This is a genomic window from Waltera acetigignens (assembly GCF_025567015.1).
Classification (GTDB): domain Bacteria; phylum Bacillota; class Clostridia; order Lachnospirales; family Lachnospiraceae; genus Acetatifactor; species Acetatifactor acetigignens.
In genome coordinates, this window is record NZ_JAOQJO010000006.1 from 54,742 (window position 1) to 73,562 (window position 18,821).

The window sequence follows — 18,821 nt, forward strand, 5'->3', positions numbered from 1 at the left end:
ATCATAGTTGCATCGTACGCCACTATTTTTACAAATACAACTCTTCCACCTGCGCTGCCGTTTTCCCGATATACTGCACGGCAATACGGTTCTCGGGGTGTGCATCTGTCAGATACAGCACGCACAGGAAGATCCATTCTAAAGGTTTCATGATAAAATACACCAGATCCGCCGTGTATTTACTGTGGATCAGTCTCGCCACAGGGAACCCGTAAGTGTCATAAAAATGACGCAGCGCCTGGTGGAAGCCGGGAGTCCGTTCTTCCAACACCTGTTCAAAAGCATTGGCGATGCACAACTGACGGTTCACAATGACTTCATGCCCATGCCGCCTCCCCAGGCGGATAGGCTTTACGACCTTTTCATGACCGCCGGCAGCTACCGTGCAGAGATAATGTTCATCATACATGACATTCTGCGGTGCCTGCCTGAGAGACAGGTTCCAGTCGCTGGTCTCCGTGAATGCTTTAATCACAGAATCCGGTGCCTGCCCGAACAGCATGAGGATTGCGATCAGGATCCCCAACAGTGGGAACATCAATACCAGTCCCAGCACCGGCCACCATGCAGCCTTCCGCAATATGCTGTCACACCAACGCAGCATGGGATTCTGATAAATCTTCCCCGTCCCAAAGTGTTCCGCCTCCGCATTCTGCATCAGTGCATTCCACTCCCGTATTTTCTTCAGAAGCAGTCGCACCACTAGCAGCACACAGCACAGTGGAAATAATAGCAAATATCCATCAAGCAAAATCGTAGGCTTGAATATCTGTACTGTGAACAGGATCAGTTCTAACAATCCCAGGTACATTGAGGAAATCGACAGGACTGTCACAAGGGGCGGCAGCTTCCGAAGCGGAATGCTCTGCAGAATCTCATACCCTATAAATGCCAGCAGCAGGAGTACTATAAAAGTAACCATGGAACCACTGTAAATCGGTGTATGTTTATTGGAATTGCTTAACTGCGTCTGCCAGTCAGCAGATGTCACATCCATAATCAACCCTAAATAACAAATTTCATAAAATCCACCCAGCCAAAATGCGTGCTGGTCAAACAGCCAGTCTCCCTTCACCGGGTGCCCTCGTTCCTCACAGATCAGGCAGATTACTTCACTGATCGTCAGCACCACAGGAAATACCAGTACCGCTCCCATTAAAATTGCCCAGGTAAACATTTCTGTAAAAGCCTTAATGATCTCCCATACATAATCTCTTTGCTCATAATGAATAACAGAGGCTATGATCGTAAAAAGCGCATAGCCCAGTCCGATAAATATAGAAATCAGCCATGCAAGCAACACCGGATGCTTTTTATAAAACTTTATTTTTTCCGTATTCATTTCTTTATTTTCCATCGATTCTCGCCTCTATCTGTTTCCGCATCATATATCTGGAAATATTAAATGTCCGCAGAGATGTCTGCTCCAGGCGCTTCTTATTATGGTTCAGATAATAATAGCCGAATCCTTTCGGCTGATAACTCCCCCACCACTGAGCCTGCGTATCTTCGCTCATAATATCCGTAGGGTTCTCCAGTTCATAGGCACCAAAATCATACCCCAGGCTCTCCATATAAGGAATAATAGCCGGTGCCGCATCCGCACTGAGATCACTCAGATAAGAGTAGTCAATATATTCCGCTCCCCGGAAAAACGGTCCGGCGAAAAAATCGTCTCCGTAATCCTGTGCCACAGATTCTTCCCAGCCCGTACCGTCCGCGCCGGGTGCATTGGCAATATTCACTCTGGCTATAATATAGTCAGGATGGCTGAAGGACAATGCCAGATACAGCACGGTCACTATCACGACACCATAGCGGAACAGAGGGAAGCTTTCCCTGTAAATGTTGATCAGTACTCCGATAAACATGACGAATAATACCGCCAGCATCCACAATACGAAGATCCGCAGGAAAGTCAGATAATAATACCGGATGTAAATGATCATACGCATTACGCTGGATGCGATCATGATAAAAGTACATAATGACATAATCGTCATAATTACTTTCAGTACCTTACTTTCCCTAAAAAAGCTGAGGCACACCAGTACCAGGATCAGATTCAGAATGCTGACAGCCAGCAGCTGGAAGAAGCCCTCTCTTGCGTACTGTGCATAGGTATAGCCCTCCGGCAGCTGCATTTTCCCCAAGAACAATCCGAAGATCTGAATACCGGAAAACAACAGATACAAAAGTGACAGCAATGACATAATCGTAATTGCCAGTACCGGCTCACCCTTTCTGCGATCCTTCACTTCTTCTGGGATGCTTCGCTTGCACAGGTAGGAAGTCAGTGCATAGGAAGTAAAGAACAGAAATGTTACCCGGATGACTACGTTGAATATATTGCCCGGGCGGATCCAGTTCATGAAATCCGTTGTCATCTTACGGAATACCGCATCGGCAGAGCTTAACAGTCCGGCAGCGATCAGCACAATCGGCAATGCGATCACTACTCCCAACAGCCCGTACCATACCTTCTTATTTACTTTTCCCTTTTCACGAAAATAGGCTTTGCCATCGGAAAAAGGCTTCCCCAGTTCCCCAAAGCTCATAACCACCAATTGGCAGATACTCCCCACATATTTCCCAAGCTTCCACTTTGTGGTATCAAAATATTGATTCAGCAGCAGACACATTACCAGCAAAAAGACCGCCAGCTTATTCAGGCTGATGATCGCCCATCCGTCCGTGCAGAAGGTGGATATCCCCAGCAGCAGAATGCTGATCATGTAAAAGGTGCTTCCTTTTTTCAAGGTAATCTCCAGTTTTGACAGCGAGAAGACAAAATACAGTAAAGTGCCTGCGAGAAAAAAAGGGAAGGTGATTCCCGATCCGTTATGAAACATGCAAAACGCATAGAACACGGCATAGAGAAACGTCACCGGTCCAAAGAAATTAAAATGTTCCTTCATGCGCTTTGTCTCCGCAGTCTCTGTCTTTTCTACCACCCGGACTACATTCTGCCCGGATATCTGTCCCTGATTTGCTGAAGTTGTTTCCTGTACTACTGTATTTTCCTGCATTGTGATCTCCCCCTTTCAGGATTTAATTGTTTTTCTCTTCTTTTGAATCTTCCACATATTCCAGAATGTCTCCGGGCTGACAATGCAGCACCTCGCAGATGGATTCCAGCGTAGAGAAACGTATGGCTTTTGCTTTATTATTTTTCAGGATGGACAGATTGGCCTGGGTCAGATCCACCTGATTCGCCAGTTCCGTCAGGCTGATCTTCCGCTTTGCCATCATTACATCCAGATTTACAATGATTCCCATAATAGATGCCTTTCTACTTTTGAATTTCCGTTCAGCCGGCGTCATTTACATAGTCGCGTATCACACGCTCTATCACTTCGTGACTGAATTTTTAGATTGTTAAGTCGTTTTCTTTCTTGTAGCGCACGGCTTCTTCAAATACCATCGCCAGCACTTTGCTGAACATGCCTGCAATAATAAATACCAAAATGATCACCAGCATGGCAATGGTCAGGTACACCACACATCTCACAGCGCTCATGGCCGCGATGAAAAAGCTTAAGTCTCCCATTCTCCTAAGGCTCGCCACATTTTCCGGTACAAAGCAGTTCTCCGCAAGCACCGTGCCAAACATCTTGCGCAGTTCATTGATCAACAATAACGCCAGCACGCCCAGAATGGCGAATATGATCACTGCCGGAAGGTAATTCTCCTCCACTGCCTCCAGATACTTTCCTATGTATTTGAGACTGAGCGGCAGACTTACCGTCACCAGTATCCCCGCATAGAACATGAAATCCAGCAGGTACTTTGTCCCCTTCGCCAAAGATAACTTTTTCTCCCGCAGCTCCTTTTCCGACAACTCTCTCTTCTCCATAATGAATACCTCTTTCCTTCTTGGTAGCCTTAACATATCACTCTATGATACGAATGTCAATATAATTTTATTGATATTCGATAAATTTATATTGAATCTCATATATCACAGAGCAGATATAGAGTAAATAGGGAATTATTAACATAAATGAAAATAATTGATATAGACATTCTCAGTGCTTTTTTTTACAATGAAAGCAGTAAAAAAGAAAAGGAGGATTTTTATGGAATCCGTTTTACTATCCGCACGCTGTACTGCCAACACCGCAACTGTGTTCTGGAATAAGCCGGAAAATGCCAATGCCGACACAGTATATGAAGTTTCTCTCGATGGTGGACATTCTGTTCACACAAATCGGACACATTATACATTCACAGAATTGATACCCAATACTGAATATTGTGTTACTGTCTACAATATCGGCAGTATCCACATCTGTACTCTACCTGCACGGCGCCGAATCTATGTAACGGAAGAACCCTACAATGCCGTGGGTGATGGAAAAACGCTGAATACTGCTGCGCTCCAACAGGCTTTTACAGACTGTGGGCCAAATGACGAAGTATACTTTCCTGCCGGAATCTATCTGACCGGAGCTCTTGATCTGCATAGTTGTATGTCCGTGTGTCTGGAGAAAGACGCTGTTTTACAGGGAAGTTCTGACCCCACAGATTATCTGCCTCGTATCTGGAGCCGTTTTGAAGGCACGGAGCAGGAATGTTACCGCAGTCTTTTAAACGCCGGACATCTTGATCATACCGCAGGTGCAAATTGCGAAAACATCCTACTCTATGGGAAGGGAACCATTAGTGGCGGTGGGCATGTTCTGGCTGAGCGCATGATCGATATCGAACGGGAGAATCTCAGGGAATATCTTGCCCAAAATGCTGCACTGGTTGCCACCTGTGAGAATGACCGTACCATTCCGGGACGTGTCCGCGGACGACTTATTAATTTAAGCAACTGCTCCCGTATTCGTATTACAGGGCTGACTTTACAAAACGGCGCAGCATGGAATGTCCATATGATCTACTGTGATGACATTGTGACTGACCACTGCACGCTACGCTCTGGCGGTATTTGGAACGGCGATGGCTGGGACCCGGATTCTTCCACAAACTGCACGTTATTTGCAACGGAATTTGAAACCGAAGATGACTCCGTTGCCATCAAATCCGGTAAGAATCCCGAAGGTAATGCCATTAATCGTCCTACAAAGCATATCTGCGTATTTGACTGCCACAGCAACGGCGGTCATGGTATCTGTATTGGCAGTGAAATGTCCGGCGGTGTTGCAGATGTGCAAATTTGGGATTGCGATATAGCTGCCTCTTCCAATGGCATTGAAATCAAAGGAACCCCTAAGCGTGGCGGATATGTGCGCAATGTCACTGTACGCGACTGCACCTTCCCCCGCCTGCTCATTCATTCTGTTCCATACAATGATGACGGCATTCCTGCTTCAGAGCAGCCTTATTTTGAAGATTTTCGCTTTGAACGGCTACATCTGACCGGACAAAAACAGGAGCACGGCACAGTGGAATCCGTTGCCCCCATTGAAATTGATGGTTTTACTGCACCTGGGCATAAAATCAAAAATGTACTTTTGTCAGACTGTGTACTGCCGCCGAATGCGAAGCTTCTGCTTTCGAGATATGATGCACTGACAATTTCCAATTTGCACACGGAAGAGGATCAAGCTACATCCCGATACTCCGCAACATTATGATTATGATGTCGGGGTCAAAAGCCCCCGACTTTGATGCCTACGGATTGTTCCGTGCTACGCACTCCCACGTCTCCGCTCCGCTTCGGTCCGTGCTAGACATGTGCCACTGGCACATAGCACCCTACCCAATATTCGCATATCGTGGGATTATCATCCCACTTTTATGCTCATATCGGGGCGGGTCCTAAGGTCTTTCACCCACCTATGAGCAAGCTCATGTGGGCTTAGACCTTTTGACCCTGGCATCATGATTATATTACAATGGAGAATATAACCGGCAGCATCGAAAGCTTTCTCAACATAAAACCCTGGACACAGTTTTGGCATAGACTCTGAACCAAGCCAGTATAAGCTGATGAATTTTTACATTCTACAATTTAAATATTTACCATTTTTACAAAGCGGGTGATTGTCAATGAATATGAGTAAAATCGATATGACACAAGGTTCTATTTTAGGCCGCGCAGCACAGTTTGCATTGCCGATCTGCATCGGAAATATCTTACAACAGTTATACGGAACCGTTGATACTTTGGTCATCGGTAATTTCTGTGATGCATCCGCTTTGGCCGCTGTAGCCACAAGTTCCCAGCCACTGGAGATTCTTTTGTGTATCTTTCTTGGCATTGGTTCTGGAATATCCATCCTGATTTCACAAGCGGCAGGTGCCTCCGATGCCGATCAACTGCGTAAGCTTGCACAAACCGCAGTGTTTTTTCTGTACGCTGCCAGTCTGCCGCTTACGTTGTTAGGCGTAGCTGCCGGACCGTTCCTTCTCAGGCTGATGCAGGTGCCTGCCGATGCCATGCCCTACGCCATTGTGTATTTGCGTATCACAACGTTAGGCATTCTCGGCAATATGGGATATAACTTTAACGCAGGTATTTTACGAGGTCTGGGAAACAGTACTTCCTCGCTGTTATTTCTTGGCATTTCCTGCGTTACCAATATTGTTCTGGACCTTGTACTGACTGCCGTTTTGGGAATGGGCGTCACCGGTGTTGCCATCGCAACTGCTGCCTCACTGTTTCTGTCCTGGATGTTCAGCATTTTCTACATCCGTCATACTTATCCTGCCATGAATTTTCCGGTTTTTGCGCATGGTTTTGACCTTCCTATTCTTCATAAAATGTTAAAGATCGGCTTGCCTCTCGGACTGAATACCGCACTTTATTCTGTCGGTCATGTGCTGCTTCAGGCTCTTTATAACACACTGGGCTCCACCTTCGTAGCCGGATGCTCCGTTGCCGGTAAAGTCAGCGGCATTGCCAATATTGCCATTACTTCCTATTCTTCTGCGGCTACTGTGTTTGCCGGGCAGAACCTTGGTGCCCGGAACTACCGTCGTTTATGCTGCGGTGCATGGCAGATACCGCTCTGTTCCGGCATCGTCACCCTTGCAGGGGGATTACTTGTGACTGCTTTTTGCCATCCTCTGCTGATGTTGTTCAGCCGTGATCCGGCCGTGTTGGCTTTTGCACAGCGATATACTTATCTTGTTCTGCCATTCACCTGGGCCTACGCCGTGTTCAATGGCATTATGTGCTTTATCAATGGTATCGGAGAGATTCGCTATCCCACTATCGTAAATATTCTGCTATTATGGGTTGTCCGAATCCCTGCCGCTTATCTCATCATGTATGCCGGCTATGGCGAATATGCCATGGTCAGTGTTTCCGCCAGCTTTATTACCGGCATGATTGCCATGCTCTTCTACTTTAAATCCAGGCGCTGGGGCGCTATTTGCGCCCTTGCAAAAAACAGGAATACCCACCATTAATTACTGACTTGCCAGATTCATAAAAATTTACATACTTCCTAAAAATAATCACATGGATTTTCCTTTTGTCCTGCCCTATAATAAGCGCAATTACAGTCCACAAGGCAAAAGGAGGACTACCATGTTATATCCAATTATGAACCGTTCCCGCAGCTTGATCGATCTGGGAGGGATATGGCACTTCCAATTAGGAGATGAGACGGAACCGGAAGATACCTGGTCAGCTCCACAGGAGATGGAATTGATCGCTGTGCCGGCTTCTTATAATGACCAGAAGGATGATCCGTCTTATCGGAATCATTACGGTTGGGCTTATTACGAACGAACCATGGAACTTCCGGCACTTTTGTGCGGAAGCAACGGACAGCGTCAGGTACTGCGTTTTGATGCTGTAACTCATGTTGCAAAAGTTTATATCAATGGGAAACTGATTATGACACATAAGGGTGGTTTTCTCCCCTTTGAAGTAGAGATCACGGATCTGATTCCGGAGGATGGGCACCTTACCATCGGTGTCGCTGTGGACAACCGGATCAGCCACAGCACTCTGCCCATCGGCAATGAGGGCAATATCGCCTTCTTCGGCTCGGACAATCCAGGCATTCCCAGTGTAGAAGCCGCAAAGCTACGGAGAAAAAAGCAAAATCTTCCGAATTTTGATTTCTTTAATTTTGCAGGCATCAACCGTCCGGTGCGCATCTACAGCACTCCGGCGTCCTACATCAGAGACATTACTCTGGTCCCGTCTATCGAAGGTGACACCGGCGTCTTAAATTACGAAATTCTCACGGATGGGATGGATAGTGACGCTCCTGTCACTTTAAAAATCATAGACGCAGAAAGCAACTGCAAAGCAGAAGCCACCGGCCGAAAGGGAGAGCTTCGGATCCCGCAGGTCCATCTCTGGCAGCCTTATCCCGGCACTCCTTACCTGTACAAGGCGGAAGTTCATTACGGAGAGGACTGCTATACGGAAGAATTCGGTTTCCGTACCGTAGAGGTGAAGGGAACGCAGTTTCTGATCAACGGGGAGCCTTTTTATTTCAAGGGCTTCAGCAAGCATGAGGATTCATTTTTCCGCGGAAGAGGACTGGATCTCTGCCTCGATGTAAAGGATATTAATCTTCTACACTGGATCCATGCCAACTCCTTCCGCACCAGCCATTACCCTTACGCGGAGGAGATCTACCGGCTCTGTGACAGAGAAGGTATCGTTATTATTGACGAGACGCCCGCCGTGGGCATCGGTGCCGGAGAGAGCTGTGATCCTTATAAGACATTTCCCATAAGAGAGCATCACGAGCAGGTCCTGCGGGATCTGATCGCGCGAGACAAAAATCATCCCTGCATCGTCATGTGGTCCATGGGAAATGAGCCGGATACCGAGCATTTCCCGGAATCCGCCTATGATTACTGGCATTCCCTCTATGAATTTACCCACAGTCTGGATCCTCAGAACCGTCCCGTCACCTTTGTCTGCTGTCAGAATAATTACGAGAAGGACATCGTGACCCGGACCATGGATGTGGTCTGTCTCAACCGTTATTACGGATGGTACAATCTCTCCGGTGATCTGGAGGCTGCTTCCTACGCCTGGAATCTGGAACTGGATTTCTGGGAAAAGATCGGAAAACCCGTGATGATGACCGAATACGGCGCCGATACTCTCGCCGGGCTCCATAACTGTGCGCCGGAAATGTGGAGTGAAGAATTTCAGGTAGAACTTTATAAAATGTACAGCAAGGCCTTCGACGGAAGAGACTTTTTTATCGGGGAACAGGCATGGAACTTCGCCGATTATGCCACCCTGCAGGGCTGTATGCGCGCAGACGGCAACCGGAAAGGCATCTTTACCCGAGACCGCCGTCCGAAACTGATCGCCCATTATTTCCGGGACAGATGGGAGCATATTCCGAATTTCCATTACAAGGACAGCAATAATTTATAAGATATATCACGATAAAACAGCAGCGATACCTGACATATCACTGCTGTTCTTATAATATTCTTATTCCCTCAGATACCGTATCATTAATTTCGGCTATTTTTCTATTCGCAAGAAAAGTATGTATGGAATCGTCTTCCTGCCATCATTCTACGGTAATAATGTACTCCTTGTGGAACACCCCGCCTGTCTGCAAGATATTGCCATACTCCCGCTGCTCCAGACTGCCGTCAAAGGTCGTCCGGTCGCATCTACCGTACCAGGGCTCGATACAGATAAACGGCGCTCCCTTGCCTGCGGGAGACCACAGACCAAATAACGGTGCATCGAAGCTTACGGTAAGATACGGCTTTTTATCCGAGGTACACAGGCTCACTACAGAAGCCTGACGATTCTCTACGATCAGAGCATCCCTGTCAAACAGATGCTCTGTGATCTGCGCATAGCCGTTTCTCACCGGCAGTACATCCTTTTGCTGTCCCATGAGTCCTCGTCCGTCATCCGCCACCAGTCCGTAAGTCAGATCTTTGTCGGCATCAAACTTAAAATAATATTCCGACTGCTTTCCTTTTCCATTCACAGGACACATGAATGCGGGATGTCCGCCGATGGAAAAGTACAGTGTTTTTGTATCCGGATTTTCCACCTGCCAGATGACCTTTAGATTTCTTCCTTCTAATTCATAACCTACTTTTAAAATAAACTCGAACGGGTACTTCTCTTTGGTTTCTTCATTAGATCTCAGGGAAAACCATGCTTCCGTCGCCATCTGTACATCCACGGCAAACTCCATATCTCTGGCAAAACCGTGCTGTCCCATGGAATAGGTCTTTCCTTCATAATGATATTCCTTATTTTTCAGGCTTCCGACAAAGGGGAACAGTACCGGGGCAGTTCTCTTCCAGAATTTTGCGTCCGCATTCCACAGATACTCGGTATCTGTGGCCTTCCCCCGAATGCTTGCAAGCTCTGCGCCAAAGCTGTTGATCGTTACCTTTAAAGCTTCATTTTCCAATACTACCTGCATATTACATACCTCCCTCTCTTTTTCCCACATTATACCTCATAACAGTTCATCCGTGAACCTATTCGGGCGCAAAAATCATGCTCTATACTATCTGTTATCCTTTAACTCGGCCGTTTTCAGCCAGTGGCCGGACAAATATCTGCTCACGAAGCAGATCACGCGGAAGATCCAGTCCAGTACCATGGCGATCCAGACACCAATGGCTCCGTAGCCCATGTTCACACCGATGATATAACTGAAACCGATGCGGAACATGAACATAGAGAATATGGACAGCACCATGGTAAAGCGCACGTCATTGCAGGCACGAAGCATGTTCGGCAGTACAAAAGATGCTGGCCACAAAAACATTGCCATGCCATTGTGGATCATGACCAGAATGTAGGACAGCTGCGTAGTCTCCGGACTCAATCCGTAGCATTTCAGGATCCAGGGCAGACACAGCAGAATGATACTGTTTACCACGAACGTACAAACATACGTGATCTTCAATAATTTTTTCGTATAGTGCCGTACCTGTCCGGAATCTCCGGCGCCGACACAACGGCCAATTACCGTGATCATTGCCAGATTCATAGCCTGTCCCACGATACAGCCCATGCTGTCTAAGCTGTTCGCCACGCCGTTGGCAGCGATCTGCACGGTTCCGAAGCCAGCGATAATGCTCACCACGATAACGCGTCCCAGCTGGAAAATACCATTTTCAATACCACTGGGAATGCCAATATAAAAGATCTTATGGATCACCGGCCAGTCGATCCGGAATCTTTCTTTTAACAGATGCACTTCGTTGGACGGATTTTTCAATAAGTGATACAGGATAAAACCCGCCACACCACGGGAGATCAGGGAAGGGATCGCCACACCGGCCACGCCCAGTCCCAACACATAAACACCCAAAGCATTACCGCCGATGTTAATGATATTTTCCACCACGGAGACCTTCAGCGTGATCTGGGAATTTCCCATGGAGCGGAACAGCGCCGCACAGGAATTGTACAGGGCAAGGAACGGAAAGGACAGTGCCGAGATCATCATATAGATCACAGCATTATGAAATACGTCCGCTTCAATTTTACCGAAAAACAGGGAAATGATGCCATTACAGAACACCATGACCAAAATCGATATACCGATCGTAATGCATACCGATGAAACGATCAACTGTTTTGCAGATTTGCAGGCGTCCTCTTTTTTCCCGGCTCCGAGGAACTGGGAAGTCACCACCGCGCCACCGGTAGCCAATGCCGCCAACACACTGATGATCAGGTTATTGAACATGTCGATCAGGGATACGCCGGAAACCGCCGCTTCGCCCGCCGAAGAGATCATGACCGTATCCGCCATACCCACAGTGATTGCCAGTGCCTGTTCAAATAAGAGTGGAATGATCAGTTTTTTCAGATCATCTTTTGAAAATAGTTTTGTTTTGCTTGCTTCCATTTCTTTTTACCCGGTTATTTATCCATGCGATACAATTTCAGGGAATTGTCCCATGCTGCCTTGCGCACTTCTTCCTCTGTGATCCCCTTGATCTGCGCCATGGCAGCGATCACATAGGGAATGTTCAGAGAGCTGTTGCGTTTGCCGCGGTTCGGTTCCGGCGCCAGATATGGGCAGTCTGTCTCCAGCACGATGCGGTCCATAGGGATATATTCTACCGCTTCCTTCAGCTTCTTTGCATTTTTAAAAGTCAGCACGCCGCCGATTCCGAAGTAGAATCCCATATCCAGGAATATCTTCGCCGTCTCCTTCGTATAGGAATAGCAATGAATTACACCGCCGATCTCCTCTGCGTGCGCCTCCGTCATGAGGTCGACGGTATCCTTCGCCGCATCCCGGGAGTGAATGATAACAGGCTTTTTGATCTCTCGCGCCAGATCCAGCTGCCGCAGGAACCACTTCTTCTGTGTCTCATGGTCCGGCTCCGGCCAGTAATAATCCAGTCCGATCTCTCCCACCGCCAGGCATTTCTCTTTCTGGCACTGTTCCTTCAGCCAAGAATAAGATTCCTCCGTCAGTTCCGCGGTCTCGCTGGGATGTACGCCGATGGCTCCGTAGATGTAATCGTACTGCTCCATCAGTTCTAACACCTTCCGGCAGGATGCCAGGCTCGCACCCACATCCACCACCCGGGCAATGCCCTGCCCCGGCAGCGCCGCCAGAAGCTGTTCTCTGTCTTCATTAAATGCGTCATCGTCATAATGCGCATGGGTATCAAATATCGCAGTCATGTGAAATCTCCTTAATCAGGGTATCTATGCAAAAAAAGAACCGTCCCCGGAGCTCCTATGTCTCCAAAAACGATTCTCTCGAGTGCACCGCCAGGGGCTCGAACCCTGGACACCCTGATTAAGAGTCAGGTGCTCTACCAACTGAGCTAGCGGTGCATTTTCTTTGTCGTTGTTGTGTCTCCCGCAACGACAAGACATATGTTATCACATGATTTTAAATAATGCAAGTACTTTTTCAAAAAAAATTAAATATTTTTTTCGATTTTTTTATATAATAGGTGAAATTAGTGATTTTTGCGGGCTTCCTGACACTTTTTGCAATAGCCATAAAGCTCTAATTTGTGTCCGGTAACGGTAAAATCTCCGGTATCCTGTTCCAGATGTACGTGTGCAAAGGGGCAGCTGGGCAGCGGAATCCGCTTATGACATTCCAGGCAGACCGCATAATGGGTATGTTCCCCACGGTTCAATTCGTATACTACGGTACCGTCTCCCATGAACGTAGTCTTCTCTACCATTCCGTGTTCTTCAAATGTTGCCAGGATCCGGTAGATTGTGGATACAGCATAATCGCTGCCTTCGTGTTCTTTCTCAATACGATTGTAAATCTGCACGGCGCTGAGGGGTTCGGTCGCTTCCTCCAGTACCTGATACACGCATTTTCTCTGTTTGGTCCATTTCAATCCCTTAGGGTAGGAAATATCATTGTGTTCACATTTATGTTCTTCCATAGATATCTGTCCTTTAATATCGCGATCCGGGGCATCCGCAGTGCTGCTCAGCTCGGTAACGCCCTGCGTTCCCTCACTGGACGAGCGTTGCCCTATCAAAATTGGATCTGCCTCTTATGCCTGCAAGCAGTCAAAGAGTCAGCTCTCAATTTTGTCACTGCTTGTGCCTACAGCCAGTTTATCACAATTCCTGCTAAAACGCCAATCACATATAAAATTCCCACGATTTTCAGATTTTCCTTTTTATCCGGATTCACGCGGAACAACACCAGCAGTCCTACTCCCGCGCCCACCAGCAATCCGGACATCATGGCTCCAAGGCTGATCACACCACTGATATACAATTGCGTTATGGTCACAGATGCTGCACAGTTGGGAATCAGTCCCACCACTCCTGCCAGCACAGGTCCCAGTACGGGACGATTCAGGATCAGGCCGGCCAGAACATCTTCTCCCACAAAATGCAGTGCTGTGTTCAGAACAAATCCAATGACTATAATGAAAAAGGTAATCTGAAGCGTATGTTTTACCGCAGACAGAAAAATGCCATCCTCTTCACAATGGCAGTTCTCATGCTCACAGATTTCATGAATGTGCTCTTCCTCTTCATGATCATTTTCCTCATGCCCGTGAACGTGGTCATGAGGATGTATCTTCCTCTCCCGGACCAACAGATCGATCACAAATCCGGCTACCGCACCAATGGCCGCTTTCGCTCCCAGCACACCCAGTACAAAGCGGATATCCATTTTCTCCGAAATCAGGATCGGCAGCATCTCATCAGAAGTGGACAGATAAATGGCTATCAGTGTTCCCAGGGTGATCACCCTGCCTGCATATAAGTTGGATGCCGCTGCTGAGAATCCACACTGAGGCAGCACACCTGCCACACCACCGATCAACGGTCCCATTTTACCTGCCTTACGCACCATATGCGTGGTCTTCTCGCCAGCCTTATGCTCCAGATATTCCATAGCCAGATAGGTCAGGAACAAAAATGGTACCAGCTTTATACTATCTATTAAAGTATCTAAAATAACTTCCGACATGACTCTTACCTTTCCATACTTTCTTTATCAAATGAATACTTAATCATATATTTGTTCTAAATGCAAATGAGTTGCATTTGCATTTAGAACTATAACACATTTTTTCATATTGTCAATATTTTAATTATAAAAAATGCGCTATGCTATGATAAGCTACGAAAAGCAAGAGAATGCCCATCCGGGCAAAAGCCAGCCGGTATACCGTCTTATTATTGCACTTCGATCAATCTTCGATCAATCCTTTTTTCTTCCATGCTCCGCTCCGCCAGCGCAACATCATGCCGACCGCACGGCTGCATTCATCTGCTGTCAGACCGATATAAGCACCCACTACTGCCAGATGCAGCTGTATCCCCAACAGATACGTTCCTCCCGCTGCACACAAAAACATGAAAACAGCTCCGAGGATCACCGGAAATACAGCATCTCCACTGGTTTTCAGAGCATTCCCGTATACCAGATTTGTGACTCGTCCGGCTTCCAGGGCAATGTCAATAACCATCAGCTTCTGCACTAGTTCTACCATACTCTTATCCTGCGTGAAAAAAGAGATCAGGACCGGGGCACTGACTGCAAACAGAAATTCTGTTCCCATCGCCAGTACCGCTCCGATCGCCGCAGATTTTTTAGTCTGCTTATCACATATTTCATATTTTCCCGCACCCATATACCATCCGGTCATAATGGCATTCGCCTGTGCAAGCGCACTTCCCACACAGAAGGATAAATTTGTGATCTGTGCCGTATAGGAACGGGCTGCCACATTGATTCCCTCCGTATCCATCTGGTTCAGAAAACGGATCACCAGTGTCATCGCTATATTATAAATAGTATTCTCCAAAGCGGAAGGTAATCCGATCCGGATGATCTTTCGCAAAATCTCTCCGGAATTTACCCTCTCCGAATATTTTTTTGCAGGGATCAGCCGCCGTACAAAGATCACTATCAATATCAGATTCACTACTTTGGAGATCACTGTTGCGGATGCAACCCCCTGCACGCCGAGGTGGAATCGAAACAGAAACACGGCATTTAATATAAAGTTCAAAATATTACCTGTCACAGTTGCGATCAGAGGCTGTTTCGTATATCCAAACGCACGCAGATATCCTGCCAGTATGGGAATCATTGCGTTCAATATGCTTCCGCCTCCTACGATCCGCAGATATTGTACAGCAGGCTCCTTCAATGCCGGTGCAATACCTACCACATACAGAATCCCATCGGAACAGAAAAACAAAAACACAGACATCACAACACCCAGGATCCCATTAAACCATAATCCCAAAGTCTTTGCCTGACAGGCGATCCCCGGTCTGCCCGCACCGATATTCTGTGTCATCACAGCCAGCATTCCCATAGAAACTACCGAATACATAATAATAAATACACCGATATAAGTATTTGCTGTTCCGACTGCTCCGACTGCCTGATCTCCCACAGAAGAAAGCATTAAGGTATCCACCATTCCGGACAACATGTAAAAGATCGTCTCCAGACACAGTGGTACAAATAATTGAAATAATGACTTATTCTGTCCTTCCATCGTAGGTTTTATATCCTTTCTGCGGTTCCTAAAAATTTGCATTTTCATTTTACAACTATTCAGAATACTATTCCGAATAGTCTCTTCAATTTTTACATATTACTACTTTATCTTTCCTAAAACTTGCATTTTTACCACAGAAAATTGACTTATTTCTACTTTTATAGTAATCTGACCATAATATCCTCTGATCCACTTCACAGAAAGGCCTGCCTATGTACCCTGAATTAAGAGAAGAACGCATTCACGGAACAAAAGAATTTCCTTTTAGCTGTTATCACCTGCATGATATGCCTGCTTTTTTTCAGATTCCTGTCCACTGGCATCCGGAGGTCGAGATCATATATGTCCGCTCCGGCTCTTTTAATGTCATCATTGAAGGGGAAGAATACGAAGCGGCCGGCGGCTCCGTATTCTTTGTGAATCCCGGTGAGCTTCATTTTATGGGTTCCGCAATTCCGGGCGTAGACTATCATACCCTGTTGTTTCCACTGGAATTTATTTCCTTTCAGACGGACGATCTGTTGGAAACGGAGTTTTTCCTTCCCCTGCGTAACCATGAATTGCTTTTGCATCATAATCTTTCCCACGAAAAAAGCTGTCCTGACATCATTTCTCTCATCCGTGAGATCCTGTCTGTCAGACAGCTTCCAAATACATTGAGTGGGCTTTTCCGATTACGTATTTTATTGTTGTCACTTATACAAAAAATTGCTTCCTGTGGAACCATTAACCCGATGGGCTCCAAAAGGAACGATCCGATGCAGCGTGAGATACTGACTTATCTGCAGTATAACTACACGGAACCCCTTCGGTTGGAAACCCTGGCAGAGCAATTTCATTTATCCGAAAAATATTTGTCCCGCTATTTTAAACAGCACTTTCATCTGACTCTGACGCAATACCTGATGCATCTGAGACTGACCCATGCCTGCCATCTGTTAGAGAGTACCTCTCTGCCGGTTACAGAGGTTGCCCTGCAGTCCGGCTTTTCTAATGTAAGTCATTTTATCCGTAGCTTTCACGCTTCTTTTCGGATGTCGCCGCTGCAATACCGCAAGAAACGGGATCAGTCCTTCACATAAATTCTGATATTGGCCGGTGTTACCGGATAGGTTCCGGTGTCAATGGTTTTGGGTATACTCTGTCCTTCAAATACTGCCTCTATTTTTTCCAGTGTCATGGATCCCCAGCTCTCCGGACGCTGCGCAATTGCAGCATCTACATAGCCGGCCTTCATGAATTCTCCAACTTCATCCGTGAAGTCCACTGTTACCAGTTTTACCTTCTTCCCTTTGGACTTAAGATATCTGGCAAAAGCCAATCCCCATCCTACATTTGTAGCGCACAGTACAGAGATATCCGGATGCTCCGTAAGAAGCCGGTCAGTTAATTTTGTTGCTTCTTCAGCAGTAGGTTCTCCCGGACCGGTCATATCATAATAAGGAATTCTGTTTTCTTTCAGAACATCTACAACACCGTGGTATCTGTCCTCTACAGTCTCAATGAGGTTATCCTTCCACTTGATAATGCCAACGGCACCGTCGGCTCCCAAGGCTTCTCTCACAGCCTCTCCGGTACTCCGTCCGCACTGATAACTGTCAGTTCCGATGAGTGTGCGATAGGGAACACTATCAAATGCAGACAGGATGAAAATCACCTCCACACCCTTCTCTGCCATCTTCTGCAGCAATTTTTCCACTCTGAGATCCGCAATGGGTGAGATACAGATTCCATCATAACGCTCCTCCAACACCTTTTTCAGAAAATGCACCATTTCCAGAGTTCCTGCTTCTCCTCTTCCCTTAGGTGCAAATACCGTAATATCAAAATTCAGAATTTTGGCAGTGCGATAGGCCTGTTTCGTCGCCGGATACCAGAAAGGATCATCCAGATCCCATACCATGGCAATTTTCCTGCGCTGTACCGGTGCATAATCCACCGGTATATTAGCCAGGATTTCATTCAGCTGATTTAATTCGCTGTTCAATCGTTCGGATACATGCCCCATAAGGCTGGCATTCTGCTTCTGTTCTGCAGTAATTCCCGCCACGTTTTCCGAGGATGCCGATGCCTGACTGGAGATTGTTGCAATAGATTCCATGACTTCCAGTAGCTCTTCCTTCTTCCCATTGACTTCATCCATACGTTCTGTGAAAAAAAACTGCGCTTCTGCCAGTTCTTTCACACTGTGATTTATATTTTCAAAGGAAGAAATTGTATCCCCTACCGCGGTTTTCTGTGCTTCAAAAGCTGCATCGGATTCCTCCATGATCTCTTTCAGTTTTGTTAACGAACCTATAATCTCCTGAATGGATGCATTGATACTCTGACTTGCCTTATGACATTCCTCCGACAATTTTCGTACTTCATATGCCACATGAGCAAATCCTCTTCCGGCTTCCCCGGCTCTGGCAGCCTCGATGGATGCATTTAAAGACAGCAGATTCGTCTGCTTGGCAATACTATAGAGAACACTTGTGACAGATTCAATCTTTGCATTTTTATCCAGAAGCGTACGAATCTCTTCTGTGATCGTATCCATGGAACCTTTGAGTTTTTCCTGTGTTTTCCCCAGATGTTCCACTCTTTGTCTGCCAAGATCACTCTGTTGCTGCATCTGCTGAACCTGTGTCTGCATAGTTGCAGTCTCCTGATCCATATCCGTGATCTTCGCTGTGAATTCCTCGGCTATTTTCCGGCATTGCAATACATCTCTTTCCTGCCTTGAGGCACCTTCCGCAAGCACCTGTACGCCATGTCCCACCTTATCGGAGGACTCTGTCAGCCCCTCTGCCGCACCTTCAAATTGTTCGGATACCAATCCCAGATTATTGACAGTCTGTTTCAAGGATTGTAGCTGTTCCTTATATGATTCTTCTGTTTGTCCGCTGCTTACCGCTCTTTTGTTCCATAAAGGCATA

15 protein-coding genes, 1 tRNA gene and 1 pseudogene are annotated in these 18,821 nt (G+C 46.6%); 5 read left to right on the forward strand and 12 right to left on the reverse strand.

Features of this window, described 5'->3' with window-relative positions; all coding sequences use genetic code 11:
- Window positions 1-28: 28 nt before the first annotated feature.
- From OCV96_RS07505 to OCV96_RS07520, 4 genes are all read right to left on the reverse strand, one after another.
- Complete coding sequence (locus OCV96_RS07505) at window positions 29-1,357, reverse strand: DUF6688 domain-containing protein (RefSeq protein WP_262594077.1); 1,329 nt, start codon at window positions 1,355-1,357, stop codon at window positions 29-31.
- Window positions 1,347-3,029, reverse strand: coding sequence for a DUF4153 domain-containing protein (locus OCV96_RS07510; RefSeq protein ID WP_262594079.1), 1,683 nt, complete (start codon window positions 3,027-3,029; stop codon window positions 1,347-1,349). The genes OCV96_RS07505 and OCV96_RS07510 overlap by 11 nt, the downstream gene beginning before the upstream one ends.
- A 22-nt stretch (window positions 3,030-3,051) precedes the next feature.
- A complete protein-coding gene (locus OCV96_RS07515) occupies window positions 3,052-3,279 on the reverse strand; it encodes a helix-turn-helix domain-containing protein (RefSeq protein ID WP_022313169.1) in 228 nt (75 codons plus the stop codon).
- Window positions 3,280-3,370: 91 nt separating this feature from the next.
- Window positions 3,371-3,856 (reverse strand): DUF2975 domain-containing protein, encoded by a 486-nt coding sequence (locus OCV96_RS07520; protein ID WP_117465267.1) that lies wholly within the window; start codon window positions 3,854-3,856, stop codon window positions 3,371-3,373.
- Window positions 3,857-4,079: 223 nt separating this feature from the next.
- Here OCV96_RS07520 and OCV96_RS07525 point away from each other — a divergent pair, with 223 nt between their 5' ends.
- From OCV96_RS07525 to uidA, 4 genes and pseudogenes are all read left to right on the forward strand, one after another.
- Window positions 4,080-5,585, forward strand: coding sequence for a glycosyl hydrolase family 28 protein (locus OCV96_RS07525; protein WP_262594080.1), 1,506 nt, complete (start codon window positions 4,080-4,082; stop codon window positions 5,583-5,585).
- Between the two features lie 2 nt (window positions 5,586-5,587).
- A pseudogene (locus tag OCV96_RS19605) lies at window positions 5,588-5,813 on the forward strand (hypothetical protein).
- Window positions 5,814-6,000: 187 nt separating this feature from the next.
- Window positions 6,001-7,365, forward strand: coding sequence for an MATE family efflux transporter (locus tag OCV96_RS07535; RefSeq protein WP_262594081.1), 1,365 nt, complete (start codon window positions 6,001-6,003; stop codon window positions 7,363-7,365).
- A gap of 121 nt (window positions 7,366-7,486) precedes the next feature.
- Window positions 7,487-9,313 (forward strand): beta-glucuronidase, encoded by a 1,827-nt coding sequence (uidA, locus tag OCV96_RS07540; protein ID WP_262594082.1) that lies wholly within the window; start codon window positions 7,487-7,489, stop codon window positions 9,311-9,313.
- 142 nt (window positions 9,314-9,455) lie between these two features.
- Here uidA and OCV96_RS07545 read toward each other — a convergent pair whose 3' ends face one another.
- The 7 genes from OCV96_RS07545 to OCV96_RS07575 form a co-directional block, all read right to left on the reverse strand.
- The gene (locus tag OCV96_RS07545) at window positions 9,456-10,337 is read right to left on the reverse strand and encodes an aldose 1-epimerase family protein (RefSeq protein ID WP_262594083.1); all 882 of its coding nucleotides are present in this window, start codon (window positions 10,335-10,337) and stop codon (window positions 9,456-9,458) included.
- 87 nt (window positions 10,338-10,424) lie between these two features.
- Window positions 10,425-11,780, reverse strand: coding sequence for an MATE family efflux transporter (locus OCV96_RS07550; RefSeq protein WP_262594084.1), 1,356 nt, complete (start codon window positions 11,778-11,780; stop codon window positions 10,425-10,427).
- A 14-nt stretch (window positions 11,781-11,794) separates the two neighbouring features.
- Window positions 11,795-12,571, reverse strand: a complete 777-nt coding sequence (locus OCV96_RS07555) for a TatD family hydrolase (protein ID WP_262594086.1) — start codon at window positions 12,569-12,571, stop codon at window positions 11,795-11,797.
- Between the two features lie 83 nt (window positions 12,572-12,654).
- Window positions 12,655-12,727: transfer RNA gene (locus OCV96_RS07560), tRNA-Lys, on the reverse strand.
- A 128-nt stretch (window positions 12,728-12,855) separates the two neighbouring features.
- A complete protein-coding gene (locus tag OCV96_RS07565) occupies window positions 12,856-13,401 on the reverse strand; it encodes a Fur family transcriptional regulator (RefSeq protein WP_262594087.1) in 546 nt (181 codons plus the stop codon).
- A gap of 68 nt (window positions 13,402-13,469) precedes the next feature.
- Complete coding sequence (locus OCV96_RS07570; protein ID WP_262594088.1) at window positions 13,470-14,351, reverse strand: putative manganese transporter; 882 nt, start codon at window positions 14,349-14,351, stop codon at window positions 13,470-13,472.
- 223 nt (window positions 14,352-14,574) lie between these two features.
- Window positions 14,575-15,897, reverse strand: coding sequence for an MATE family efflux transporter (locus OCV96_RS07575; protein ID WP_262594089.1), 1,323 nt, complete (start codon window positions 15,895-15,897; stop codon window positions 14,575-14,577).
- Between the two features lie 215 nt (window positions 15,898-16,112).
- On the opposite strand from OCV96_RS07575, the gene OCV96_RS07580 reads away from it, so the two are divergent.
- Entirely contained in the window at window positions 16,113-16,982 is an 870-nt protein-coding gene (locus tag OCV96_RS07580; protein ID WP_262594091.1) for an AraC family transcriptional regulator, read from the forward strand.
- On the opposite strand, the gene OCV96_RS07585 is transcribed toward OCV96_RS07580, so the two are convergent.
- Window positions 16,967-18,820 carry a substrate-binding domain-containing protein gene (locus tag OCV96_RS07585; RefSeq protein WP_262594092.1) on the reverse strand — a complete coding sequence of 618 codons (1,854 nt, stop codon included), beginning with the start codon at window positions 18,818-18,820 and terminating at the stop codon, window positions 16,967-16,969. The genes OCV96_RS07580 and OCV96_RS07585 overlap by 16 nt on opposite strands.
- Window position 18,821 lies beyond the last annotated feature (1 nt).